Annotated in this window: 25 protein-coding genes and 5 tRNA genes; 4 read left to right on the top strand and 26 right to left on the bottom strand. The window is 48.6% G+C overall.

Features of this window, described 5'->3' with window-relative positions; genetic code table 11:
• Positions 1–3: 3 nt before the first annotated feature.
• Both corC and lnt read left to right on the top strand, forming a co-directional pair.
• Positions 4–882 carry a CNNM family magnesium/cobalt transport protein CorC gene (gene corC / locus TOLA_RS13880; RefSeq protein WP_015879762.1) on the top strand — a complete coding sequence of 293 codons (879 nt, stop codon included), beginning with the start codon at positions 4–6 and terminating at the stop codon, positions 880–882.
• A complete protein-coding gene (lnt, locus tag TOLA_RS13885; protein ID WP_015879763.1) occupies positions 869–2,422 on the top strand; it encodes an apolipoprotein N-acyltransferase in 1,554 nt (517 codons plus the stop codon). Before corC ends, lnt begins: the two co-directional genes overlap by 14 nt.
• A 42-nt stretch (positions 2,423–2,464) precedes the next feature.
• Here lnt and TOLA_RS13890 read toward each other — a convergent pair whose 3' ends face one another.
• From TOLA_RS13890 to dusA, 3 genes are all read right to left on the bottom strand, one after another.
• Positions 2,465–3,145 carry an HAD family hydrolase gene (locus TOLA_RS13890; protein WP_015879764.1) on the bottom strand — a complete coding sequence of 227 codons (681 nt, stop codon included), beginning with the start codon at positions 3,143–3,145 and terminating at the stop codon, positions 2,465–2,467.
• Positions 3,146–3,254: 109 nt separating this feature from the next.
• Positions 3,255–3,479, bottom strand: a complete 225-nt coding sequence (locus tag TOLA_RS13895) for an HP1242/YdcH family protein (RefSeq protein ID WP_015879765.1) — start codon at positions 3,477–3,479, stop codon at positions 3,255–3,257.
• A gap of 51 nt (positions 3,480–3,530) precedes the next feature.
• Positions 3,531–4,547, bottom strand: coding sequence for a tRNA dihydrouridine(20/20a) synthase DusA (gene dusA, locus TOLA_RS13900; RefSeq protein WP_015879766.1), 1,017 nt, complete (start codon positions 4,545–4,547; stop codon positions 3,531–3,533).
• Between the two features lie 217 nt (positions 4,548–4,764).
• On the opposite strand from dusA, the gene TOLA_RS13905 reads away from it, so the two are divergent.
• A complete protein-coding gene (locus tag TOLA_RS13905; RefSeq protein WP_015879767.1) occupies positions 4,765–5,007 on the top strand; it encodes a hypothetical protein in 243 nt (80 codons plus the stop codon).
• A gap of 46 nt (positions 5,008–5,053) precedes the next feature.
• On the opposite strand, the gene alr is transcribed toward TOLA_RS13905, so the two are convergent.
• The 12 genes from alr to pncC all read right to left on the bottom strand — a co-directional run bounded on the left by alr (position 5,054) and on the right by pncC (position 13,609).
• Complete coding sequence (gene alr, locus TOLA_RS13910) at positions 5,054–6,130, bottom strand: alanine racemase (RefSeq protein ID WP_015879768.1); 1,077 nt, start codon at positions 6,128–6,130, stop codon at positions 5,054–5,056.
• 9 nt (positions 6,131–6,139) lie between these two features.
• The gene (dnaB, locus tag TOLA_RS13915) at positions 6,140–7,534 is read right to left on the bottom strand and encodes a replicative DNA helicase (protein ID WP_015879769.1); all 1,395 of its coding nucleotides are present in this window, start codon (positions 7,532–7,534) and stop codon (positions 6,140–6,142) included.
• A gap of 95 nt (positions 7,535–7,629) precedes the next feature.
• Positions 7,630–7,706 (bottom strand) — tRNA-Arg (locus TOLA_RS13920).
• Positions 7,707–7,734: 28 nt separating this feature from the next.
• Positions 7,735–7,811: transfer RNA gene (locus TOLA_RS13925), tRNA-Arg, on the bottom strand.
• 28 nt (positions 7,812–7,839) lie between these two features.
• A tRNA-Arg gene (locus TOLA_RS13930) sits at positions 7,840–7,916 on the bottom strand.
• 28 nt (positions 7,917–7,944) lie between these two features.
• Positions 7,945–8,021 (bottom strand) — tRNA-Arg (locus TOLA_RS13935).
• Between the two features lie 10 nt (positions 8,022–8,031).
• Positions 8,032–8,124 (bottom strand) — tRNA-Ser (locus TOLA_RS13940).
• Positions 8,125–8,287: 163 nt separating this feature from the next.
• A complete protein-coding gene (gene csrA, locus TOLA_RS13945; RefSeq protein ID WP_015879770.1) occupies positions 8,288–8,482 on the bottom strand; it encodes a carbon storage regulator CsrA in 195 nt (64 codons plus the stop codon).
• A 201-nt stretch (positions 8,483–8,683) separates the two neighbouring features.
• Entirely contained in the window at positions 8,684–11,308 is a 2,625-nt protein-coding gene (gene alaS, locus TOLA_RS13950; RefSeq protein ID WP_015879771.1) for an alanine--tRNA ligase, read from the bottom strand.
• A gap of 154 nt (positions 11,309–11,462) precedes the next feature.
• The gene (locus TOLA_RS13955; RefSeq protein WP_015879772.1) at positions 11,463–11,918 is read right to left on the bottom strand and encodes a regulatory protein RecX; all 456 of its coding nucleotides are present in this window, start codon (positions 11,916–11,918) and stop codon (positions 11,463–11,465) included.
• 49 nt (positions 11,919–11,967) lie between these two features.
• Positions 11,968–13,050 carry a recombinase RecA gene (recA, locus tag TOLA_RS13960; RefSeq protein WP_015879773.1) on the bottom strand — a complete coding sequence of 361 codons (1,083 nt, stop codon included), beginning with the start codon at positions 13,048–13,050 and terminating at the stop codon, positions 11,968–11,970.
• Between the two features lie 73 nt (positions 13,051–13,123).
• Positions 13,124–13,609, bottom strand: a complete 486-nt coding sequence (pncC, locus tag TOLA_RS13965; protein ID WP_015879774.1) for a nicotinamide-nucleotide amidase — start codon at positions 13,607–13,609, stop codon at positions 13,124–13,126.
• Between the two features lie 31 nt (positions 13,610–13,640).
• On the opposite strand from pncC, the gene mutS reads away from it, so the two are divergent.
• On the top strand, positions 13,641–16,238 hold the full coding sequence (mutS, locus tag TOLA_RS13970; RefSeq protein ID WP_015879775.1) for a DNA mismatch repair protein MutS: 2,598 nt from the start codon (positions 13,641–13,643) through the stop codon (positions 16,236–16,238).
• A gap of 55 nt (positions 16,239–16,293) precedes the next feature.
• Here mutS and rpoS read toward each other — a convergent pair whose 3' ends face one another.
• From rpoS to mazG, 11 genes are all read right to left on the bottom strand, one after another.
• Entirely contained in the window at positions 16,294–17,268 is a 975-nt protein-coding gene (gene rpoS / locus TOLA_RS13975; RefSeq protein WP_015879776.1) for an RNA polymerase sigma factor RpoS, read from the bottom strand.
• Between the two features lie 48 nt (positions 17,269–17,316).
• On the bottom strand, positions 17,317–18,453 hold the full coding sequence (locus TOLA_RS13980) for a peptidoglycan DD-metalloendopeptidase family protein (protein WP_015879777.1): 1,137 nt from the start codon (positions 18,451–18,453) through the stop codon (positions 17,317–17,319).
• The gene (locus TOLA_RS13985) at positions 18,450–19,076 is read right to left on the bottom strand and encodes a protein-L-isoaspartate(D-aspartate) O-methyltransferase (RefSeq protein WP_015879778.1); all 627 of its coding nucleotides are present in this window, start codon (positions 19,074–19,076) and stop codon (positions 18,450–18,452) included. The genes TOLA_RS13980 and TOLA_RS13985 overlap by 4 nt, the downstream gene beginning before the upstream one ends.
• 1 nt (position 19,077) lies before the next feature.
• On the bottom strand, positions 19,078–19,824 hold the full coding sequence (gene surE, locus TOLA_RS13990) for a 5'/3'-nucleotidase SurE (RefSeq protein WP_015879779.1): 747 nt from the start codon (positions 19,822–19,824) through the stop codon (positions 19,078–19,080).
• A complete protein-coding gene (gene truD, locus TOLA_RS13995) occupies positions 19,802–20,863 on the bottom strand; it encodes a tRNA pseudouridine(13) synthase TruD (RefSeq protein ID WP_015879780.1) in 1,062 nt (353 codons plus the stop codon). The genes surE and truD overlap by 23 nt, the downstream gene beginning before the upstream one ends.
• Entirely contained in the window at positions 20,856–21,338 is a 483-nt protein-coding gene (gene ispF / locus TOLA_RS14000; protein WP_015879781.1) for a 2-C-methyl-D-erythritol 2,4-cyclodiphosphate synthase, read from the bottom strand. Before ispF ends, truD begins: the two co-directional genes overlap by 8 nt.
• Complete coding sequence (ispD, locus tag TOLA_RS14005) at positions 21,335–22,018, bottom strand: 2-C-methyl-D-erythritol 4-phosphate cytidylyltransferase (RefSeq protein WP_015879782.1); 684 nt, start codon at positions 22,016–22,018, stop codon at positions 21,335–21,337. The genes ispF and ispD overlap by 4 nt, the downstream gene beginning before the upstream one ends.
• A 3-nt stretch (positions 22,019–22,021) precedes the next feature.
• A complete protein-coding gene (gene ftsB / locus TOLA_RS14010; RefSeq protein WP_015879783.1) occupies positions 22,022–22,339 on the bottom strand; it encodes a cell division protein FtsB in 318 nt (105 codons plus the stop codon).
• Positions 22,340–22,436: 97 nt separating this feature from the next.
• Positions 22,437–23,738, bottom strand: a complete 1,302-nt coding sequence (gene eno / locus TOLA_RS14015) for a phosphopyruvate hydratase (RefSeq protein ID WP_015879784.1) — start codon at positions 23,736–23,738, stop codon at positions 22,437–22,439.
• 88 nt (positions 23,739–23,826) lie between these two features.
• Positions 23,827–25,464: a CTP synthase gene (locus TOLA_RS14020; RefSeq protein ID WP_015879785.1), complete on the bottom strand. Its 1,638-nt coding sequence runs from the start codon at positions 25,462–25,464 to the stop codon at positions 23,827–23,829.
• 141 nt (positions 25,465–25,605) lie between these two features.
• Complete coding sequence (mazG, locus tag TOLA_RS14025) at positions 25,606–26,403, bottom strand: nucleoside triphosphate pyrophosphohydrolase (RefSeq protein WP_015879786.1); 798 nt, start codon at positions 26,401–26,403, stop codon at positions 25,606–25,608.
• Positions 26,404–26,422 lie beyond the last annotated feature (19 nt).

Here is a 26,422-nt window from a genome sequence, read left to right on the forward strand (position 1 = left end):
ATCATGAGTGACGAGTACTCTCACAGTAGTCACGGTTCATCACGAAAAAAATGGCTGGAGCGTTTAAGCCATCTGTTTCAGGGTGAACCGAAAGATCGTAACGATCTGGTTGAAGTAATACAGGATGCCGAAGAACGCGACGTCATTGACGAAGACACAAAGGAAATGATTGAAGGTGTTCTTGAAGTTTCCGAATTAAGAGTGCGGGACATCATGATCCCGCGTACACAGATGATCACCATTCGCAGTGACCAGCCGGTCTCGGCATTTTTACCGATGATCATCCGCTCGGCACATTCCCGGTTTCCTGTTATCAGTGATGATAAAGACCATGTCGATGGCATTTTGCTGGCGAAAGACCTGCTGCCTTACGGCTTCGGACTGACCAGTGAATCATTCGATTTCGAGAAGGTCTTACGCCCTGCAGTCGTCGTGCCGGAAAGTAAACGCGTTGATCGCTTGCTGAAAGAGTTCCAGCAGCAACGTTATCATATGGCGATTGTGGTCGATGAATTTGGCAGTGTCTCCGGACTCGTCACGATTGAAGATATTCTGGAATTGATCGTCGGTGAAATCGAAGATGAATATGATGATCAGGCGCAGGATCAACCGTCGATCCGGGCATTGGATGAATATCGGTACACCATCAATGCATTGACTCCGATTGAGGATTTCAACGAGCATTTTGGCAGTCACTTCAGTGATGATGACGTCGATACGATCGGTGGTCTGGTCATGCATGGATTCGGTCACCTGCCAAAACGCGGTGAAAGCATTGAACTATCAGGGTTTGAATTCAAGATCCTGCAGGTCGATCGTCGCCGTCTGATTCAATTACAAGTCACTATTCCTGAACAGCGAACTGATAATGAAATGGAATGATTATGACGGTTTCAGCCGTCCGGTTTCACAACGCGCTCTCTGGGGCGCGTTGTTGTCTGGCCTGCTCTGCGGTGCTGCCTTTGCACCATTCAAACTTTGGCCACTGGCTTTCTTCGCCATGTTCGGCTTATTGGCCTCCCTGCATCAGCAAACCGGCAAACGTGCATTCTGGCTGACCTGGCTTTTTGCCATGGCAATGAATCTGCCCAGCTTGTGGTGGATCCACGTCAGTATGACCCAATTCGGCGGGATCTCCCTGCCAGCAGCGTTTGTGCTGGTTGCCATATTATGCGCCTATTTATCGCTGTATCCGGCACTGGCTGCAGCCCTGCTCAATCGTTTTTTCCCCCGCACCGGTGTTACCCGGTTACTGTTTGCTTTTCCGGCATTGTGGCTGTTAAGTGACTGGGCCATGGGTCATGTCATGACGGGTTTTCCCTGGATGTGGCTGGGTTACAGTCAGGTCGATACCTGGTTAACCGGCTTTGCGCCATTATTTGGCGTGCAGAGTATCACTCTGGCAGTACTGTGGAGTGCGGCGGCTTGTCTGCTCTGCTGGCAACAGCGCCGGATTTTATGGTTACTGCTGCCGCCCTTACTGTTTGTTACCGGCTACGGATTACAACAGAAAGTCTGGACACAGCCGGGTGAAACAGTCAATTTTGCACTGGCTCAAGGGAATATCCCGCAATCATCAAAGTGGGAAGCTGACTTTATTAAACCGACGCTGGTCCGTTACCTTGATCTTACCCGGGAAAGCAAAGGGGCCGACATCATCATCTGGCCTGAGTCTGCTGTACCGGCACTGGAAAATGATATGCGTGAGTTCATGACGAACATGGACGATGCATTACGCAGCCAGAAAGCCGGTTTCATCACCGGCATACAGTATTATGATCAATCCTTGGATCGCTACTATAACGGCGTAGTGGCTACCGGTATGATAGATAAAGAAGGACAGAGAACATATCAGTACGGACAGGGCAACCGCTGGTATAAACACCATCTGCTGCCAATTGGTGAGTTTGTGCCATTTGGTGATCTGCTGCGCCCGATCGCCCCGTTCTTCGATCTGCCTATGTCCTCATTTTCCCGCGGCGATGCCGTGCAGGAAAACCTGCTGTCAGGCGGCTATAAGTTCGCCACCTCTATCTGCTATGAGATGGAATACTCTGACGAGCTGCGCCAGAACATTCATGAAGATACGCAATTTATAGTCAATGTCTCCAATGACAGCTGGTTTGGTACCTCAGGTGGTCCGTGGCAACATATGGAAATTGCACGTATGCGCGCCATTGAATTCGGTAAAGCCGTAGTGCGGGCAACGAACAGTGGTGTCACCGTTGCTTTCGATCATCAGGGTAAAATCATCGGCATGCTGCCGCAATTTGAACAAAAGGTATTGCGTGTTGATGTGGCACCGACAACAGGTGTTACGCCTTATACCCGGTGGGGATCGCTGCCGTTGATTGCCTTCTGTATAGTGGCATTAATAATCGGATTATGGCGACAAAACCATAAACGACCCCGCTATCTGTAATCTGTTTAACGCAGGTCAGTACGCTGACCTGCTTATTCCAAATCAACCAAACAATGCGGATACATCCAGTTCATCCAACTGCGAAATAACCTGATGGACACCTTCCGCCTCACTTAATCGGGCATGCTTTTCTTTAGGGCCTAACGCCACGATGTAACCCGCACCACCACGTCGGGCTGCTTCCAGTCCGGATAACGAATCTTCAATCAATAAACACTCATTAAATGGCACGTCAATTTGCGCGGCGGCCGCCAAAAATAACGCCGGTTCCGGTTTTCCCGGACGCGAACCATCATCAAAAACCAGCTTTGCCGGATCAAACCAGCGACCCAGATCGAGCTGCTGATAATAGAAATCAACATTTAACTTAGGAGAAGCTGTCGCGATAGTAAACGGGATCTGCAACTGCTGCAGTTTTTCCAGCAGTGCTAACGCACCGGGAGAAAAACAGTATTGATCACCAGCGGCAATAGCCAGTTCATGATAGGTGCGTTCTTTTTGTTCTATCAGAGAGTTCAGCTCAGCTACGGTTAATTCCCGGCCGCCAGACAAGTAAGTCAGTGTATGTTTGTTATTACGACCATGGACATGCAGATCCATCTCTTCTGCCGTGAATGCATAGCCGCGCAGTCGTTCTGAAAACAGCTGCCATGCCTGCTCATGCAGATGCGTATCCCACAGTAAAACACCATTAAAATCAAATACCACACCACGCAATTTCATACTCATCCCGGATTAGTAATAACAATAATCAGTGTCAGATCGTTTTTACTACGGGTACCAGTAATGCGTACATGAAAAGCGATAAAGATCACATATTTATCGATGGAATTTATTTCGCGAGTAACTGGCGGTAAAGTGATTCTTTCAGGCGCAGACGTTGAACAGCCAGATTTGGCAACTGATCCAGCGCATTCGCGCCACACAGAGTCGTGATCTGAGCATCTACCGCATAAAAAGAAGCGAGTTGTGCGGCAAATTCAGGATCGTTATGGCTCAGGCGTTCAAAGCGGCCGGCCAGATCGGGAAACTCTTCGGTCAGTGAATAAGGCATCATGAGACCTCCGAATACAGAAGTCTCATGACTATAGATGGTTCTGCTTAATATTTAGCCAACAAGATCACATTCCTGTACATGGCTTAATGCATCCAGCACAATTTTAGTATCAGCACCTTTACGGGTCGCATTTTCACTGAGATGGCGACGCCATGCCCGTGCTCCCGGAACACCCTGGAAAAGACCCAGCATATGACGGGTGATATGCGACAAATAACCGCCGGCCTGCAGATGGGCATCAATGTATGGCAACATCTGCATGACCGTTTCATGGCGGGAAAGAACCGGATGTGGATCGGCAAATAACTGAGCGTCAACCTGAGCCAGCATATAGGGATTCTGATATGCCTCACGGCCAACCATCACCCCGTCAACATACTGCAGATGGTGTTTGGCTTGTGCCAGATCCGTTATGCCTCCGTTAATGGCGATCGTGAGATGCGGATAATCACGCTTTAACTGATAGACCCGCTCATAGTCCAGAGGCGGAATATCCCGGTTTTCTTTCGGACTCAGGCCACTCAGCCAGGCTTTGCGGGCATGAACAATAAACGTATTGCACCCTGTCTGCTGTACGGTCTCAATAAAGTCACACAGAAAAGCATAAGAATCGAGTTCATCAATACCAATGCGGGTTTTCACGGTTACCGGGATCTGCACTTCTGCCCGCATCGCAGCAACACAATCCGCCACCAGCTGTGCAGATGCCATCAGACAAGCACCGAAACGTCCGTTCTGTACCCGATCGGAAGGACATCCCACATTCAGATTAATTTCATCATAACCACGATCTTCGGCAATTCTGGCGCACTTCGCCAGATCAACCGGATCAGAACCGCCCAGCTGCAATGCAATAGGATGCTCTTCCGTACTGTATTGCAGATAATCCCCTTTCCCGAACAAGATAGCCCCGGTAGTAACCATCTCTGTGTAAAGTAAGGTATTTTTCGTCAGCAAGCGGTGAAAATAGCGGCAATGCCGGTCAGTCCAGTCCAGCATAGGTGCAATAGAAAAACGATTAAGAGGATAACCGGAAATGTTATCGGTAGATGAAGCCGGACTGAGCATGCCTGCATAACCTGTAATAGCTGAAAAGGCGAGTATGTTACGTGAGAATTACGGTATTGCAATCATCAGCTGTTAATGACAAAAAGAGTGAAAACACATCTTTTATGTAACATCTGACAGATATAATCAGCGCATCAGCTACCACTTGGCTCCCGGTATGTTAGAGTTTACGGTAGCAACGTGAGTGATGGAACATTGACAGAGCAGGAATTAGCCTATGTTTAACAAACTATTTTTATGGTCCTTTATAGCATTTGTAGCCGTACTGGCTTGCTCCGAAATCAATCTGGAAACATCGATTTATAAAGAAGATAAAAACAGCATTGAGATCATCTTCCCGCAATGGCAGACAGAACAGCCATGGCTGTATTTTTACTGGACTCCCGGCATTGTAAAATGGAAGCAAGATCCATCGGAAGAAGAAGAGCCAGCAGTACCAACACTGGGCTTTATGCAATAAACAAATAAAACGCCAACTCACGGGTTGGCGTTTTACTATCGCTGAATTATTTATATTCCATGATAACGCGTGGTGTCAGCTTAGTAATAAGCTCATAAGGGATCGTCCCGATTGCTTCAGCGACAGTTTCAACAGGTAAGCCTTCACCCCATAAGGTAACATCATCACCAACCTTATCAGTTGCATCCGGCCCCAAATCAACCGTCAGCATATCCATTGAAACCCGGCCAACCAATGGTACGATACGGCCGTTCACCCGCACCGGAACACCGCTGGGTGCCATGCGAGGGTACCCATCACCATATCCTATCGCGACCACACCGACTTTAGTGTCTTGCTGAGCTACCCATTTCGCGCCATAGCCAACAGGTTCGCCCTGTTTCACTAAACGCACCGCAATCAGGCTGGTTTTCAAAGTCATCACAGGCTGCAAACCATGATCATAACCTGTTTTTCCGAGGAACGGTGATGCACCGTACAGCATGATCCCGGGACGGATCCAATCCGCATGCGCATCATGCCATTCCATGATGCCTGCAGAACTGGCCAAAGAACACTCACCGGCATACTTTTGAGTCAGTTGATTAAATAATTCAATTTGCTTGGTTGTAGCCAGATTGTCTAATTCGTCAGCACGACTGAAATGGGTAATGAAGTTGAACGGCTGCACTACATTCCGGCAGTTAGCCAACCGCTCACAAAACTCTTCAGCTTCTTCAGGGCGCACCCCCAGCCGATGCATTCCGGTATCCAGTTTTAACCATACGGTAACCGGATTAGGTAACTGCATTTGCTCCAGCGCATCCAGTTGTTCGACCGAATGCACAGCAGTCTGGATATTGTTGGCAGCTAACACAGGCAAATCATCCGCGCTGAAAAAACCTTCCAGCATAATAATTGGCTTCACAATACCGCTGGAACGAAGGATCAGCGCCTCTTCCAAACGAGCTACGGCATAGGCATCTGCCGACGCTAATGTTTTAGCAACCTGAATCAGCCCATGCCCGTAAGCATTGGCTTTCACTACTGCGACTACTTTTGTATTCGCCGGGATCTGAGATCGGACTACCGCAAGATTGTGTTGTAATGCCTGAGTATCAATCTGCGCCGTTGCACCCTTCATGAATAATCCTTAGTAATCGTCATTAAACGCGGGGCCGGCATAATTATCAAACCGGGAATATTGCCCCTGAAATGTCAGACGCAGCTTACCGATCGGGCCATTACGCTGTTTCCCGATGATGATTTCGGCAATGCCTTTATCAGCACTGTCATCGTGATAAACTTCATCGCGATAAATGAACATGATCAAGTCAGCATCCTGCTCAATAGAGCCTGACTCACGCAAATCCGAGTTAACCGGACGTTTATCTGCACGTTGTTCCAGACCACGATTCAGCTGTGATAATGCAATCACCGGAATCTGCAGCTCTTTAGCCAATGCTTTTAATGAACGGGATATTTCCGCAATTTCCAGCGTCCGGTTCTCACTGAGTGACGGAACCCGCATCAGTTGCAGGTAGTCGATCATGATCATACTGAGCCCGCCATGCTCTCGGGCAATACGGCGGGCACGGGAACGCAACTCTGTCGGAGTCAGCGCGGAGGCATCATCAATATAGAGTTGTCCTTTTTCCAGTAACAACCCCATAGTGGAAGAGAGACGGCCCCAGTCATCATCATCCAGTTGTCCGGTTCGGACCCGGTTTTGCTCAATACGACCGAGTGACGCCAGCATCCTCATGATGATCTGTTCAGAAGGCATTTCAAGCGAAAAAATAAGTACCGGCTTATCACAGGTTAACGCAGCATGTTCACACAGGTTCATCGCGAACGTGGTTTTCCCCATGGAAGGACGCGCAGCAACAATGATCAAATCGGAAGACTGAAAACCGGCAGTCATTTTATCCAGGTCAGCATAACCACTGGAAACCCCGGTCACACCGTTGTGTGGTTTATGAAACAACTCTTCGATTTTATCAACGGTCTTTTCCAGCAAGACTTTCAGTGGCTGAGGCCCTTCAGTACTACTGGTACGCTGTTCCGCAATCTTGAATACTTTGGTTTCAGCCAGATCTAATAAATCCGCTGCCCCCCGCCCCTGCGGATCGAATCCTGCTTCAGCGATCTCATTAGCCACAGCGATCATTTCGCGGACAACAGCGCGTTCACGCACAATCTCCGCATAAGCACTGATATTGGCTGCACTGGGCGTAATGCGGGCGATTTCGACCAGATAGGCAAAGCCACCCACCGCATCCAGCTGTTCACGTTGTTCCAGTTCTTCCTGCAACGTGATCAGATCAATCGGGCTGCCTTTTTCAACCAGACGGGCTATCGATTGAAAGATCAGGCGATGTGGCCGGCTGTAGAAGTCCCGTTCAACCACCCGTTCACTGACCCGGTCCCAGGCCTGATTGTCTAGCAGCAAACCACCCAGCACCGACTGCTCTGCTTCAAATGAATGTGGCGGCAGCTTGAGTTGTTCTACATTCTGATCTTTTTTACTGGATGACGTGGCAGGCATAAACTCGATACCAAACAGAATAACGGATACATTATCGGACTTTTTAGCCGACAGTGAAACAGAGGAAGTAAGGATATAGCAGATAAAACAGGAAATGGTGCATCCGAGAGGATTCGAACCTCTGACCACTCGGTTCGTAGCCGAGTACTCTATCCAGCTGAGCTACGGATGCAAGAGTAAGATAAAACAGGTGAAGAAAATGGTGCATCCGAGAGGATTCGAACCTCTGACCACTCGGTTCGTAGCCGAGTACTCTATCCAGCTGAGCTACGGATGCAAGAGTAAGGTAAAACAGGTGAAGAAAATGGTGCATCCGAGAGGATTCGAACCTCTGACCACTCGGTTCGTAGCCGAGTACTCTATCCAGCTGAGCTACGGATGCATGAGTAAACTATAACACTAAAATAAAATGGTGCATCCGAGAGGATTCGAACCTCTGACCACTCGGTTCGTAGCCGAGTACTCTATCCAGCTGAGCTACGGATGCACAGGCGCAATGGCGGTGAGGGAGGGATTCGAACCCTCGATGCGGCTTTTGACCGCATGCTCCCTTAGCAGGGGAGTGCCTTCAGCCTCTCGGCCACCTCACCGTTGCGGGGGCAGATATTACTGTGCAGGGAAAATAAGTCAAACAATTTTTCTGTGCGATTTACTCATCCGTACAGGGAGTGAGCAGATTTACTCTTTTTACATCAAATAGCTACAACAAAGGCGGTTGTTAGCCGCCCCTATTGAGTACTTTTTCGTTCTGGCTCAATAAGACTGCGGCCCGTTCTCATTGTCTTTTTCAGACTGAATGCGCATATAAATTTCTTCACGATGTACCGAAACATCTTTCGGCGCATTCACACCAATCCGGACCTGATTACCTTTCACACCCAGTACGGTTACAGTGACTTCATCACCGATCATCAAGGTTTCGCCTACACGGCGAGTCAGAATCAGCATTAATAAACTCCTTTTGAATTCAGCCAGAAAAAATCCCGGCGGTTTAATCAATGTGCGGTTTAATTAGTCATATTTCAAGTCTAGTTCAGGAAATCAGTCATCTGAAATTTTCCTGAAGTGTTTGAAATTTTTTTGATATAAAAAACGACAAGCGGCATTCACTGAACGCCGCTTGTCGATCATCAGCTATAAAAGACGTAATTACAGACGTTCTTCCAGCCAGGATTGTACTGACTTCAGAGCACCCGGTAAGGCGGTCGCATCGGTACCACCCGCCTGCGCCATATCAGGACGTCCGCCCCCCTTACCGCCTACTTGCTGCGCCACCAGATTCACCAGTTCACCGGCTTTAACTTTAGAAGTTAAATCAGCCGTTACACCAGCAATCAGGCTGACCTTGCCATCATTCACTGCCGCCAGCAACATCACAACCGACTGCAAACGATTCTTCAGATCATCCATGGTGGTACGCAGTGATTTGGCATCAACACCTTCCACCTGCGCTACCAACACTTGCTGACCGTTGATCTGCATGATCTGCGATAACAGGTCATTACCAGCCTGTGAGGCCAGTTTTGCTTTCAGGGTTTCAATTTCGCGTTCCAGCAGGCGGCTACGCTCCTGCATCTGACGGATTTTGCTCACGACTGACAAAGCATCGGCTTTAACAATGGAAGCTGCTTCATCCAGTTGTTCACCCAACTGATGAATATGCGCCAGAGCAGCTTCACCAGCTACTGCTTCAATACGGCGAACACCGGCAGCAACACCATTTTCACTGATGATTTTAAAGAACCCGATATCACCAGTATGTTTAGCATGTGTACCGCCACACAGTTCAGTCGAGAAATCACCCATCTTAACTACGCGGACTTCATCACCGTACTTCTCACCAAACAGCGCCATCGCGCCACTGGTTTTCGCATCATCCAGCGACATCAGCTGAGTATCAATCAGTACATTTTTGCGAATTTCCGCATTTACACTTTGTTCAATCTGGCGCAATGCAGCAGGATTGATGGCTTCAAAATGAGAAAAGTCAAAACGCAGACGATCCGGACCAACCTGTGAACCTTTCTGTGCGACATGTTCACCCAGCGCATTACGTAAAGCGGCATGCAGTAAATGCGTTGCTGAATGGTGCAGAGCAGTTGCATTACGGCGAGTGTTATCGACAATCGCCTCTACAGTATCACCTGTCTTGAAACTACCTTGTTCAACAAAACCTTTGTGAACAATCGCCTGCCCTATTTTATGGGTATCTGTTACCGCAAACAGCGCATCTCCGACACGCAACAGACCAGCATCACCCATCTGACCACCGGATTCTGCATAGAAAGGCGTATTTTCCAATACGATCAGAGCCTGATCACCATCTTTCAGTGTCGATACCAGCTGATCAGCCAGATAAATGGCGGTAATAGTGGTATTAGCAATTGTTCTTTCATAGCCACAGAAGTCGCTGGTCTGCTCGATTTTCAGCTGTTTGTTGTAATCCACAGCAAAATGAGAAGCATCTTTAGCTCGTTCACGTTGTTTTTCCATCTCTTGCTGGAAAGCAGCTTCATCGATGGTATAACCGCGATCACGAACTACGTCTGCCGTCAGATCGGCCGGGAAACCGTAAGTGTCATACAGTTTAAATACAACAGAACCCGGAATTTCGCGTACGTCACCCAGACGAACCAGTTCTTCTTCCAGCAAAGACAGACCACGATCCAGTGTCCGGACAAACTGTTCTTCTTCCAGTTTCAGTACACGTTCAACAACTGGCTGCTGGCTCTTCAGTTCCGGATAGGCTTCGCCCATCAACGCAACCAGTGCACCGACCAATTGATAGAAGAAAGTATCTGTCGCACCCAGCTTACGACCATGACGTACGGCACGGCGAATGATACGGCGCAACACATAACCACGGCCTTCATTGGATGGCATCACACCATCACTGATCAGGAATGAACAGGAACGAATATGGTCGGCAATAACGCGCAGCGATTTGTTTTCTAGGTCAGTAACACCCACAATCTTCGCTGCGTTCTGAATCAACGTCTTGAAGATGTCAATTTCGTAGTTGGAATGCACACCTTGCATGATCGCAGAAACACGTTCGATACCCATGCCGGTGTCAACCGATGGCTTCGGCAGTGGTTCCAGCGTACCATCGGCCTGACGGTTGAACTGCATAAACACGACGTTCCAGATCTCGATGAAACGGTCGCCATCTTCTTCTGGAGAACCCGGTGGGCCGCCCCAGATATCAGCGCCATGGTCATAGAAAATCTCAGTACAAGGGCCACAAGGGCCGGTGTCACCCATCTGCCAGAAGTTATCTGAAGCATATGGAGCACCCTTGTTATCGCCAATACGTACAATTCGATCAGCCGAAACACCAATTTCGTTAGCCCAGATACCGTAGGCTTCGTCATCAGTCGCATAGACAGTTACCAGCAATTTTTCCTGCGGTAATTGCAAGACTTTAGTCAGGAAATCCCATGCAAAACGGATCGCATCATGTTTGAAATAATCGCCGAAGCTGAAGTTACCTAACATTTCAAAGAAGGTATGATGACGCGCGGTATAGCCGACGTTATCCAGATCGTTGTGCTTACCACCCGCACGAACACAGCGTTGAGCCGTTGTTGCACGGGAATATGGGCGAATGTCACCGCCAAGGAAAACATCTTTGAACTGATTCATCCCGGCATTGGTGAACAACAATGTAGGGTCGTTATGCGGCACCAGAGAACTGGAGTCGACAACCTGATGTCCCTGCGAACGGAAATACTCGAGAAACGCGGTACGGATCTCTGATGTGGTCATTTGCATGAAAAAACCTGCTTGCTACAAAATAATCATGGGCAATTGAGTCCCGCCTGATTAATTAAATTCAGATAATTAAGCAGACAGGCTTATGGTGGGCATACTGTAAAAGTTATCGCCGGCAAAGTAAAACGCTGGCGATAATAAAGACACTACAGAATCAGATTTCTGTTGAGAAAAAACAGCGTTGAATCAGATCGGGCGAAAAACCCCGGCGCAGCAGCATATTCTGCAGTTTAAATCGTTCTGCTGGTTCTTCTGGTAAGGGACGTCGGCGTTCAAGTAACCAGAGTAACAAGGCTTGCCAGTCAATATTGGCTTCCCGCAATGCCAGACGAATAGTTTCCGATGCTACCCCTTTTTGCTGCAATTCCATCGCAATACGCCGGGGGCCGTAGCCACTACTACTGCGGCTGCGAATATAACTTTCAGCAAACCGGGCATCATTCAGCCAGTTTTCCCGCAGACAACGCTCAATAACGTCATCAATTTCACTGCCGGAATAAAAGGGTTTTAATTTCAGTGTTAACTCACTGACGCTGTGATCGCGTCTGGCAAGTAATTTCAGCACCTTAGCCAGCGGTGATACGCTTTTTTTATTTGCAGATAAACTCATAGAATGAAATCACACAGAAAAAAGGGCTGCCGAAGCAACCCTGATCACATCAGATATCATCGCTTAACGACAAACTATCCAGTTCATCATCTGATGGGGTGAACTCCTCAACCACCGGAGCTACGGCGATTTCAGTTGGCGGATTGTGGCTTAAGAGCAATTCACGCAACTTCAGTTCAATCTCTTCTGCTGCAGCGGTATTTTCTTTCAGATATTTCATCGCATTCGCTTTGCCCTGACCAATCTTGTCACCTTTGTAGGCATACCAGGCACCTGATTTATCGATCAGTTTACATTTCACACCAAGGTCGATCAGCTCACTCTCTTTAGAGATCCCTTCACCGTACAGGATCTGGAAATCTGCTTGCTTAAATGGTGGTGCGACCTTGTTTTTAACCACTTTGACGCGGGTTTCGTTACCAACAATCTCTTCGCCATCTTTGATGGCACCGGTACGACGAATATCCAGACGAACTGATGCATAAAACTTGAGTGCGTTACCACCGGTTGTGGTTTCCGGATTACCAAACATCACACCAATCTTCATACGAATTTGGTTAATGAAGATACACAGACAGTTGGCATTTTTAATATTCCCTGTCAGTTTACGCAGCGCCTGAGACATCAGACGAGCCTGCAAACCAACGTGGGAATCACCCATATCACCTTCAATCTCTGCTTTTGGTGTCAGCGCAGCCACAGAGTCAATGATGATGACATCCACGGCACCGGAACGAACCAGCATGTCGCAGATCTCCAGTGCCTGTTCACCGGTATCTGGCTGAGAAACCAGCAGATCATCGACCTTCACGCCCAGCTTGCCGGCGTAAATAGGATCAAGTGCATGTTCCGCATCAATAAAAGCACAGGTTTTACCGGCTTTTTGTGCCTGGGCAATGACTTCCAGAGTCAGCGTCGTTTTACCTGACGACTCAGGACCAAAAATTTCAACAATACGCCCCATCGGTAAACCACCGATACCCAGAGCAATATCCAGCGACAGCGAGCCCGTAGGGATTGAATCAATATCAAGAGACTGAGTATCTCCCAGGCGCATGATCGAACCTTTACCAAATTGTTTTTCAATTTGGCCTAATGCGGCGGCCAGTGCTTTTTCTTTATTTGAATCCATAATTATCCCCACGAAACGAGCATCTTAGCTGATGAATAGCATCATACTGTTTATCCATACAGTATCAAGTATTTTATTTACTGTATGATAACAAACCGAGTAAGGCCTCACGGATCGCTTGCAAGCGGACTTGTTCCCGATCTCCTGAGAATTTATAACCTTTTGTGCTGGCTTTCCCTTCGGCTATTTGCCAGGCAATCCAGACAGTACCAACCGGTTTTTCATCTGAACCACCGGTAGGCCCGGCAACACCACTAATGGCAACTGCGATATTGGCTTGTGAATGTGCCAGTGCACCAGCTGTCATTTCCTTCACAACAGCTTCACTGACTGCACCGTGAGCTTGTAAAGTCTCCGCGGACACGCCCAGCATCTGTTGTTTGGCTTCGTTGGTATAAGTAACAAAACCACGATCAAACCAGGCCGAACTTCCCGAAATAGTAGTGATAGCGTATGCTACTCCTCCACCGGTACAGGATTCTGCCGTTGCCGCCATCCATTGTCTGGCCAGCAACGCTTGTCCTACCCGCTGAGCTAATTCAATAATATCCTTCTGCATGCTGACTCTCTCAACTGAACCTGAATCCATTATGCTACCAGCCTCTTCTGCACCGCAATCACTGACCACCCATACTCCGATGATGCAACAATATCTGGGGCTCAAAGCCCAGCATCCGGATATTTTATTGTTTTACCGGATGGGTGATTTCTATGAGTTGTTCTATGACGATGCCCGTAAGGCAGCGGAATTACTGGATATATCACTGACCAAACGTGGACAGTCTGCGGGCCAGCCGATACCGATGGCAGGCGTTCCGTATCATGCTGTAGAAGGCTATCTGAGCCGTCTGGTACAGCTCGGAGAATCAGTTGCTATCTGTGAGCAAATTGGTGACCCGGCAACCAGTAAAGGACCGGTAGAACGTAAAGTTGTCCGGATCATTACTCCGGGTACATTAACAGATGAAGCGTTACTGAATGAACGCCAGGATAACCTGATTGTTGCGGTCGATTTTGTGGCACCGCATTATGGTCTGGCGGCAATGGACGTAGCTTCAGGCCGTTTTGTCATCAATCAGTTTACCCGGCAGGAAACGCTGGCTGCTGAACTTCAACGACTGAATCCGGCAGAGTTACTTTATTCTGAAAATTTCCCTGATTTGACTCAGCTGGGACAACGCCGTGGTATGCGTCGCCGTCCAGCCTGGGAGTTTGAATTCAGCACTTCCTATCATTTGCTTTGCAACCAATTCGAAACACAGGACCTGCGTGGTTTTGGTGTTGAAGAAGAAAAAATCGCACTGCAGGCAGCCGGCGCGTTGTTGCAATATGTGCGTGATACACAGCGTACTGCGTTGCCACATATTCAGGGCATCCGGCTGGAAAAAAGTGAGCAGATGGTGGTGATGGATGCGGCCACCCGACGTAATCTTGAATTAACCGGTAATTTGTCCGGTGGCTTCGATAACACACTGGCCGCCGTACTGGATGCTACCGCAACACCGATGGGTAGCCGTTTATTAAAACGCTGGTTACATCAGCCAATCCGCAGTAAAAATCAGCTGCAACAGCGACAAGACGTGATCACTGAATTACTGGATCAGCAAATGATGAGTGCACTGATGCCGGTTTTAAAACAGATCGGTGATGTGGAGCGGATCATCGCTCGTCTGGCTTTGCGTTCTGCCCGCCCCCGCGATCTGAGTCGCTTGCGTGTGGCATTCCAGCAACTGCCTGAATTACAGATCATCCTGCAGAACAATCCGACGCTGCAGCAACTGGCACAGGCAATAAGCACCTTCCCTGAATTACAGGAGCTGCTTGAGCGCGCCGTGGTGGAAAACCCGCCGGTCGTGCTCCGTGATGGCGGAGTGATTGCCAGCGGTTATCATCCGGAACTGGACGAATTACGCGATCTGGAAAATGGTGCGACCCGCTATCTGGAACAGCTTGAATTACGTGAACGACAACGAACCGGTATCACGACGCTGAAAGTCAGCTACAACAAGGTGCATGGCTTCTACATTGATGTGACTAAAGCCAACGCGCATCTGGTTCCTGTTGATTACATCCGCCGTCAGACGTTGAAAAATAACGAGCGTTACCTGATCCCGGAACTAAAAGAGTATGAAGATAAAGTCCTGACCGCACAAAGCCGGGCACTTGCGCTGGAAAAACAGCTTTATGAAGATCTGCTGGATCAACTATTACCTCATTTACCTGCATTGCAGGTCAGTGCAGCCGCAGTGGCAGAACTGGATGTACTGAATAATCTGGCGGAACGGGCACAGACGCTGGATTATCACCGGCCAGAACTGGTTGATGAACCAGGGATCCAGATCAAAGCCGGACGCCATCCGGTGGTCGAACAAAGTTTACAGACACCATTTATAGCTAATGATCTGCAACTGAATGACCTGCGGCGCATGCTGATCATCACCGGTCCGAATATGGGTGGTAAATCCACTTATATGCGCCAGACAGCATTAATCGTACTGCTGGCTTATATCGGCTCGTATGTCCCGGCGGAAGCAGCCAGAATCGGACCGATAGATCGCATCTTTACCCGAATCGGCGCATCTGACGATCTGGCTTCCGGACGTTCTACTTTTATGGTGGAAATGACCGAGACTGCAAATATCCTGCACAATGCAACGCATCAGAGTCTGGTTCTGATGGATGAAATTGGACGAGGAACCAGTACTTATGACGGCCTCTCCCTTGCGTGGGCCTGTGCTGAACAGTTGGCTCAAAAAATCAATGCCTATACCCTGTTTGCCACGCACTACTTTGAACTGACACAACTGGCTGAACAACAAGCTAATATCGTGAACGTGCATTTTGACGCGATTGAGCATGGCGATAGTGTCGCCTTCATGCACACCGTTCAGGAAGGTGCGGCGAATCGCTCCTATGGCATACAGGTAGCAGCACTGGCAGGCGTTCCGCGTGCAGTGATCAACCAGGCCAGAGCTAAGTTACATGAGCTGGAAAGTCGCGATCACTCCGCGCCACAAGCGTTGGCCAGTGGTTCAGCATCAGCAGCACCGGAAACCCATTACTCCATAAAAGAAAGTGAGTTATACCGTGCGTTAGAGCAGCTAGATCCTGACAGTTTGTCGCCAAGAGATGCATTGGATTGGCTGTATAAAATAAAAGAGCTGGCCAGAACAGAGTTGCTTGATTGATAGAAACAACATCGCCGGACTTCATGCCGGCGATATTGTTTACTGAGTAATAAAATCAGTCCAGCTGGAAGAGCGTCTCTACCGATAAACCTTGCTGTGTCAGCATCTCCTTCATGCGACGCAAACCTTCAACCTGGATCTGACGGACTCTTTCCCGGGTCAGCCCTATCTCTTCCCCGACTTCTTCCAAAGTAGCGGGTTCATAGCCCAGCAAGCCAAAACGGCGGGCTAATACTTCACGTTGTTTTGGATTGAGTTGTTCCAGCCATATGACAATGCTGTGCTGCATGTCATCATCCTGGGTCTGATCTTCCGGACAATTAATACGATCGTCAGTCAGAATATCGATCAAAGACTTGTCACCATCACCGGCAATCGGTGTATCCACTGAACAAATTCTCTCGTTCAGTTTCAGCATGCGGGATACTTCTTCTACCGGTTTATCCAGCAAACTGGCGATGTCTTCAGCGGTCGGTTCATGATCCAGACGTTGAGCCAATTCCCGGGCCGTACGCAGGTATACATTCAGTTCTTTGACTACATGAATAGGTAAGCGGATGGTCCGGGTCTGATTCATGATGGCACGTTCAACCGTCTGGCGGATCCACCATGTTGCGTAAGTTGAAAAACGGAAGCCCCGTTCCGGATCGAATTTTTCAACGGCGCGAATCAGGCCAAGGTTACCTTCTTCAACCAGATCCAATAGCGCCAGTCCCCGGTTGTTGTAACGGCGGGCGATTTTAACGACTAAGCGCAGATTGGATTCAATCATGCGGTTACGTGCTGCATCATCACCACGCAGAGCCCGGCGGGCAAAATAGACTTCTTCTGCAGTCAGTAGAGGTGAAAAACCAATTTCACCGAGATAAAGCTGAGTCGCATCCATGATGCGATTTAGTGTGGGAGATAGCTGGAGTTCATCGGCTGGTTCGGTAACGTCAACATCGATCTCAGCAATGTCATCCATCTCTACCGGATCTTGTAACTCTAAAAGATCCTGATCACTATCAGCACGTTCAGTTACACTCATGGTTCCCTCCTTGAGCTCCACAACGTATCTGACTGCGACATTGGGGAGCTATCGTTTCGGCAAATATCTCAACGGATTTACAGATTGACCGCGGTAACGGATCTCAAAATGTAGTCTGACATCTGACGATTCGCTACTACCCATATCGGCAATCTTTTGCCCAGCTTTAACCACTTGTTGCTCTGTCACTCGCAACGCATCATTGTGTGCATACGCTGAAAGGTAATCTTCGTTATGTTTGATAATGATAAGATTTCCATACCCGCGAAGTGCATTACCAGCATAGACAACTCGCCCTCCGGCTGCAGCGACTACTGGCTGACCACGGCTACCTGATATATCAATCCCCTTGTTACTCTGTTCACCAGCGCTAAAACCGCCAACAACCGTTCCTTTTGCTGGCCATCGCCAAGTTAATAATTTGTTAGCAGCTGATTTCTCAGGTTCAGAGTAAGCAGTTTCTTTTTTATCAACAACCACTTTTTTATTGCTTTTTTCAGATATCTGATCTACTGCACGCTCCTCATTAAAGGAGCCTTTTGGACCAAAAGATGGACTGGTTGTTGCATTGTTTTCAGTTGCTGTGGATGCATATGCGGGGAAATGAATAATTTGTCCCGGATGGATAACATAAGGTGGCTTGATATTATTAAAAGCGCCCAATTCGGCCAGACGTAAGCCATTTTTTTCCGCAAGGACAGACAGGCTGTCACCCACGGTTACCCGGTGTTCGGATATCACCGATGTTTCCGGTATAGCGCGTGACGATGACACTGTGTCAGGTAATGAATATCGCAACACCTGGCCCGTACGCACATGATAGGGCACCGGGATCACATTCTGTTCCGCCAGCGTACGGACATCAGCCCCGTACATCCATGCAATCGCATATAAAGTATCACCGGCTTTGACCGTATACGGTGTACCAGGTGTTAATTTTGGACGCTCATTTCCGGTTGTAATAGCAGTTGAACGGATGTTTTCATTCTTTACACCGGCAGCGTTATTAATACGATATGACGTTTTTAGCTGATGCTTACTGCCAGCATCACGAACGGGAGCCGGAGATGACGATGAGGTACACGCTGTTATTACCAGAGAAAACAATAACGCCAGCATGCAGGAAACAATTCGTTGTATATTATATGTACGCATGAATACCCGGGCTGAATTAATCAACTTCACATCAACTCACCATGAACCAGAGGAACAAAACGAACGGCTTCAAGTACCTCCGTTCTGATTGTTTTGCCATATTTTTCAATCAGCAACAGTTCCTGCTTATATTCACCAACAGGTATCACCATCCTGCCACCATCAGCTAACTGCGCCAGTAATGCATCAGGGACTTTTTCAGCAGCCGCAGTCACAATAATTGCATCAAATGGGGCTTTGCTTGTCCATCCCGCCCAGCCATCGCCGTGACGCATAGAGACATTATGAAAATCAAGGCGCAGCAACCGGCGGCGAGCCTGATATTGCAGAGCTTTAATTCGTTCAACAGTGTAAACCCGCGGGATAAGCTGAGATAACACGGCAGTCTGATAACCGGATCCGGTGCCAACTTCTAACACATTCTGCGGATTGTTCTGAATCAGTTGTTCCGTCATTCTAGCTACGATGTAAGGCTGTGAAATCGTCTGACCAAAGCCGATCGGTAACGCTGTGTTATCCCAGGCCTGATGGGAGATGGCTTCATCCACAAAATAGTTGCGCGGAACATTAGCCATAGCAGAAAGCACCCGTTCATCTCTGATGCCGAGTTCCTGCAACTGTTTGATTAAAAGATAAGCCACCGTGCCACGCACGCTACTTAAACTCCCCAACCCATGTGGTTAGTTCAGAGACACTACCATAGGCTGTCATATCGACCTGAAGCGGAGTGATAGATACATAGCCTTGTTCGATGGCATGAAAATCAGTGCCTTCTCCGGCATCCTGTTTTTCACCCGGAGGGCCAATCCAATAGACTGGTTTACCACGAGGATCCTGCATGACGATCATTTTTTCGCCACGATGACGATTACCGAGTCGGGTTACCTTAATGCCTTTGATCTGCTCCAGAGGTAAATCAGGTACATTTACATTCAGGATCTGGTCGGATGGTAGCGGATGCGTCCGCAAACGCGAAACCAGCAGACATGCATAATGAGCTGCAGAAGCAAAATGAGTCTCACCGACCAGTGATACAGCAACTGCAGGCAACCCCATATGCCGGCCTTCTGTGGCTGCAGCTACGGTACCGGAATAGATAACATCATCACCGAGATTCGCACCATGATTGATTCCTGATACGACAATATCCGGCCAGGGATCCAGTAATTTGTTCACGGCAAAATGCACACAATCCGTGGGCGTGCCTTTGACGGAATAACGTTTCCCTGTTTCCAGCGTCTCAACCCGGATAGGATTTTCCAGCGTTAACGAATTACTGGCGCCACTGCGATTGCGATCAGGGGCGACGACAATAACCTCACCCAGTGAACACAATGCCTCGCTCAGGCAGTGTAATCCCTGTGCATTGACACCATCATCATTGCTGACCAAAATCTTCATCGTGACTGTTTTCTCTTGTATTAACTAATTCGCGGATCAGACTGGTAGCATAACTACCGGCCGATAATGAAAAATGCAGCTCCAGTGAATTATCCAGCCAACGCCAGCGTAAATCATTGGTACGTAAAACAGCCCGACGCCGTTCCTGTTGCATTCCTGCCTGCTCTAATGCACGCAACCAGACTTCATGTTCTGCTAATACGGCCGACTCCCAAGTCAGAGCATCACCCTGAACAGGACTCTCTCCACGCCCCCACAGCGGTGCGCTGGTGACTAACTCACCAAACTCAATTCGCTGAGCGATAACGTTTTTATCTGTTTTCTTATCGGTTACCAGATAACCATCGCTATGATTAAACAGCAAACAATCCCCAGGCATCGCGTCATGCAGACAGTTATCGCGGATACGGGCAGCCACAACATGATTAAAAATATAACTTCTGGCGGCAGAGAGATAGATAGCCCGTTTCTGCCGATCATGGATACGGCGACCGGCAAACATACCCTCTACAGCACGTAAATTATTACCATTGCGGCCAAATCGCTGCGGGCCAAAATAATTAGGAACACCTAATTGCGATATTTGCTGTAACCGCATATCCAGATCACGACTCTGACTGAGCTCTCGCAATCGCAGACAGAAGAAGTTACCACGTAATGCGCCTGGTCTCAGCTTTTTATCATGCCGGATTGTCTGTAAAACCTGAATAGTATCAGACTCTAACGCTCGCAGATCCGGATCTGGCTTCCCGGGCAGATGCAGACCGAACCATTGCTCGGTGACTGCATGTCTGTCTTTAAGGCCGGCCCAGCTGACGGAGGAAAGTGGCAACCCCGTGTGCTCAGCGAGTAGCTTTGCAACCCAGGCTGTGTTTTCCCCTGTTTTGCGGATACGGACAAACAGATGCTCCCCCTGTCCGCATGGCATGAAGCCCAGATCTTCAACTACGCGGAAATCTGCAGGTTCAGCTTTAAATAATGCAGATTGTTCCGGTTTGCCAAAACGGTATGGCCAATCCATATCGAATTCTTTACTCATCGGCAGCAACCAGTAACACGACAGCTTCCACAGCTATTCCTTCTTTACGGCCAGTAAAGCCGAGCTTTTCCGTGGTCGTTGCCTTCACATTAACCTGCGATAACCCGCTTTCTAAATCTGCAGCCAGATTGATGCACATCGCCGGAATATGCGGTGCCATTTTAGGAGCCTGCGCCAGAATGGTGACATCCAGATTGCCCAGTTTAAATCCGCTATTTTTCACTCTGGCAAAAACGTCCCGCAACAGGATACGGCTATCCACACCTTTAAACTGTGGATCGGTATCCGGGAAATGACGTCCGATATCACCTGCGGCAATCGCGCCCAGTAAAGCATCAGCCACCGCATGTAGTACAACATCGCCGTCAGAATGGGCAATTAATCCTTGTTCATAAGGTACTTTTACGCCGCCCAGAATACAGGGACCCTCGCCACCAAAACGGTGGACATCAAAACCGTGCCCGATCCGAATCATTCAAGCTCCTGTTGCTGCAGAATAAATGCCGCCAATGCCAAATCTTCCGGCCGGGTTACTTTGATATTATCGGAACGCCCTGCAACCAGAAGAGGCTTGAATCCTGCCCGCTCCATCGCTGAAGCTTCGTCTGTTAATACGATTGACTGAGTCAGTCCGGCATCAATTGCATCAGCCAACTGCTGAGTAGGAAACATTTGCGGTGTTAACGCATGCCAGAGGTGACCTCTTTCTACTGTTTCTTCAATCCGTTGCTGTGAGTCGGAACGTTTCATGGTGTCTTTAACCGGAACCGCCAGAATAGCGCCGTCCTCACCGAGTTCCGCCGCAGCCATTAAAGCATCCAGATCAGACTGCGTAATGCAGGGCCGTGCAGCGTCATGCACCAGCACCCAGTCTGTTTCAACTGAGGACAGACCATTTAATACCGATATTGCCCGTTCCGGCCCCCCCAGCGTTACTTCAATCCGGGGATGATTCGCCAGGGGCAGCGAGGAAAAATAGTGATCATCATCGGCGATCACCACAACAATTTTTTCAATCTGCGGATGAGCCAGCAAGCGGGTTAACGTATGCTCGATGATCGTTTTATCACCCAGATGCAAATATTGTTTCGGCTTATTAGCCTGCATCCGGCTTCCCCGGCCTGCGGCGGGCACTACGGCGGTAAATGTCTGCATGACTTAATCACTCTTCGGTAGTGAGCTTTGTTTATTTTGTCCGGCACTGTCACGAGGCAGTACCCGATAAAAAGTTTCTCCGGATTTAATAAAACCCAGATCATTTCGGGCTAATTCTTCAATGGCTTCCAGACCACTTTTCAGGTCTTCAATATCTTCTTTAAGCAGCATATTACGTTCCTGCAGTTTCTGATTATCAGCCTGCCGGCGTAATAAATTTTCTGAGACTTGTCGATACTCAACGAGTCCGTTTTTCCCGAACCAGAGCTGACGTTGCACTAACGCCAACACAACCATCAGGATAAGGGTAAACAGGCGCATGGCGTCTCCTCCTGGAGACATAGTTTCCCATATTCCAACATAAAAGAAAGCCCCGCCAATTGGCGGGGCTTCATCATTTTTTAAGCGAATACAGGAATTAAGCCTGACCTTTCACTTCTTTCAGACCGTTGAACGGTGCTTTAGCGCCCAGAGCTTCTTCGATACGAATCAGCTGGTTGTATTTAGCAACACGGTCAGAACGGCTCATAGAACCAGTTTTGATCTGGCCAGCAGCGGTACCAACAGCCAGGTCAGCGATGGTTGCATCTTCAGTTTCACCTGAACGGTGAGAGATAACTGCAGTGTAACCAGCGTCTTTAGCCATTTTGATCGCAGCCAGAGTTTCGGTCAGAGAACCGATCTGGTTGAATTTGATCAGGATTGAGTTAGCGATACCGTTGTCGATACCACGTTTCAGGATCTTGGTGTTAGTTACGAACAGGTCGTCACCAACGATCTGGATTTTTTTACCCAGTTTCTGAGTCTGGTAAGCGAAGCCTTCCCAATCAGATTCGTCCAGACCGTCTTCGATAGAAACGATTGGGAATTTGGTAGTCAGGTCTTCCAGGAAGTCAGAGAAACCGTTAGAGGTGAAGATACGACCTTCGCCTTTCAGGTTATATTCTTTCTTCTCAGCATCGTAGAATTCAGATGCAGCGCAGTCCATCGCCAGAGTAACGTCTTTACCCAGCACATAGCCAGCAGCAGCAACAGCTTCAGCGATAACTTCCAGTGCTTCAGCGTTAGATTTCAGGTTAGGAGCGAAACCACCTTCATCACCAACTGCAGTGTTGTAGCCTTTAGATTTCAGAACTTTAGCCAGGTTGTGGAACACTTCAGCACCCATGCGAACTGCTTCTTTCAGGGTCTTAGCGCCAACAGGCTGGATCATGAATTCCTGGATGTCTACGTTGTTGTCTGCGTGCTCGCCACCGTTGATGATGTTCATCATTGGCAGAGGCATAGAGTAAACACCTGGAGTACCGTTCAGCTCAGCGATGTGAGCGTACAGTGGCAGGCCTTTAGCAGCAGCAGCCGCTTTAGCATTCGCCAGAGACACAGCCAGGATTGCGTTAGCACCGAAGTTAGATTTGTTTTCAGTACCATCCAGGTCGATCATGATCTGGTCGATAGCAGCTTGATCCTGAGCGTCTTTACCCAGCAGGGCAGCAGCGATTGGGCCGTTTACAGCGCCAACAGCTTTCAGAACACCTTTACCCAGGAAACGAGCTTTGTCACCGTCACGCAGTTCCAGTGCTTCGCGAGAGCCGGTAGATGCACCAGACGGAGCAGCAGCCATACCTACGAAACCACCTTCCAGGTGCACTTCAGCTTCAACAGTAGGGTTACCGCGTGAGTCGATGATTTCGCGAGCAATCACTTTGACGATTTTAGACATATTATCAATCCTCGTTTTAAGAAATAAACAACAAACAAAGTTATAAAATGCAGTTGCCGCAATATGCCACAACCACGGTTATTGTCGATTAATTTAGGTGTCTTTTCATGTATTCCCCTGCGGCCTGAATGAAGCCTTCAAACAGAGGATGCCCGTCACGAGGTGTAGAGGTAAATTCCGGATGGAACTGTACTGCTACGAACCATGGGTGATCAGGGTTTTCAACAATTTCTACCAGTTTCTTGTCTGCAGACAAACCGGTGACTTTCAGACCAGCCGCTTCGATCTTCGGCAACAGAGTATTGTTCACTTCGTAACGATGACGATGACGTTCCTGAATGGTGTCGCTACCATACAATGCGCGAACTTTAGAGCCTTCCACCAAATGACACAGTTGCGAACCCAGACGCATGGTGCCGCCCAGATCAGAACCTTCGGTGCGCACTTCCACTTTACCTTCTTCGTCGATCCATTCAGTGATCAGACCAACGACCGGATAAGGTGTATCACGCTTAAATTCGGAAGAATGTGCACCATCCATACCGGCAACATGGCGCGCGAATTCAATCAGCGCAACCTGCATACCCAGACAGATACCTAAGTAAGGAATCTTGTTTTCACGCGCATATTGTGCTGCCAGGATCTTACCTTCGACACCACGCTCACCGAAACCACCAGGAACCAGGATCGCATCCAGACCATCCAGAACTTCCAGACCCTTGGTTTCCAGATCCTGAGAGTCGATGTAGCGGATATTGATGCTCAAACGGTTTTTCAGACCTGCGTGTTTCAGGGCTTCGTTAACTGATTTATAAGCATCCGGCAGAGAAACGTATTTACCGACCATACCAATAGTGACTTCACCAGTTGGATTGGCTTCCTGATAAATAACCTGTTCCCACTCAGCCAGATTCGCTTCGCCACATTGCAGGCCAAAACGATCAACTACCAGTTGATCCAGACCTTGTGATTTCAGCAATGCCGGGATTTTATAAATAGAATCAACGTCTTTCAGTGAAATAACAGCGCGTTCCGGCACGTTACAGAACAAGGCGATTTTCGCACGTTCATTCGCAGGAATAGCGCGGTCGGAGCGGCAGATCAAAATGTCTGGCTGAATACCGATCGACAGCAATTCTTTAACGGAGTGCTGAGTTGGTTTGGTTTTCACTTCACCGGCAGCGGCCAGATATGGCACCAGAGTCAGGTGCATGAACAGCGCGTTATTACGGCCGATATCCACTGCCAGCTGACGGATAGCTTCCAGGAATGGTAACGATTCGATGTCACCGACAGTACCGCCGATTTCAACGATCGCAACATCATGCCCTTCAGCACCTGCAATCACGCGCTCTTTAATAGCGTTAGTGATGTGAGGAATAACCTGAATGGTTGCACCCAGATAGTCACCACGACGCTCTTTACGCAGCACGTCGGAATACACACGGCCGGTGGTAAAGTTATTGCGACGGGACATCTTGGTACGAATAAAACGTTCGTAGTGACCTAAGTCCAGATCGGTTTCAGCGCCATCTTCCGTGACGAATACTTCACCATGCTGAATGGGGCTCATGGTGCCCGGATCAACGTTGATGTACGGATCGAGTTTCAGCATGGTTACTTTTAAACCACGCGCTTCCAGGACCGCTGCCAATGAGGCTGCTGCGATACCTTTACCTAAGGATGAAACCACCCCGCCTGTCACGAAAATATATTTAGTCGTCATGCTGAACCTGAAGAAGTTTAGGAATCACGCAGATGCGTGCGGGAGAAACAGACGGGATGAAATTATACCGCAAGCCCCCGCTCCTAACAACGGCAACAGGATACTCATTTGCATTGAGAGGAGTCTTGCGTTGGGTCAACTTCACTCCATTTGTTTGACTTGTTGCCAAACGGCTTCCAGTTCATCCAGTGAACAGGCCTTCAAAGTACGTCCCTGTGACTGAACAATTTGTTCCAGTGCACGAAAACGACGTTCAAATTTATGATTGCCGGCCCGCAGAATTTTCTCCGGATCGAAGCCCAGATGGCGTACGAGATTAACATTAGCAAACAAAAGGTCGCCCAGCTCTTCGCCGAGTGCTTTTTTATCCAGTTCCGGCTGATTAACCTCAGCCATGACCTCGTTCAGCTCTTCGTGGATCTTTTCAATTACGGGTGGCAATTCATGCCAGTCAAATCCGACGGTCGCACATCGTTTCTGAATTTTAGCCGCCCGCATGAGTGCAGGCAGGCTTTGCGGAATATCGTCCAGGACACTGATCGCATCAGCATCCTTTTCCTGGCGTTCTTTCGCTTTTTCTGCTTCCCAGTTAGCGCTTACCGCAGCGACATCTGCAAAATCTTTACCGGCAAAAACGTGCGGATGCCGGCGTACCAGTTTTTCACTGATGGTATTCACGACATCCTGAAAATTGAACAGGCCTTGTTCCTGCGCCAGTTGCGCATAAAAAACCACCTGAAACAGCAGATCACCTAATTCTGACTGTAATCCGCCCAGATCATTCTGTTCGATACTATCCACCACTTCATAGGCTTCTTCGATGGTATAGGCTGTCAAACTCTGTAAGGTCTGTTTTTTATCCCACGGACAGCCATTTTCCGGATCACGCAACTGCTGCATCAGAGCCAGAAGATCTTGCATGGAGTATGTATGTGTCATGAGGGTACCTGCTGAAAAT

The sequence above is a fragment of the Tolumonas auensis DSM 9187 genome (assembly GCF_000023065.1).
GTDB lineage: Bacteria > Pseudomonadota > Gammaproteobacteria > Enterobacterales > Aeromonadaceae > Tolumonas > Tolumonas auensis.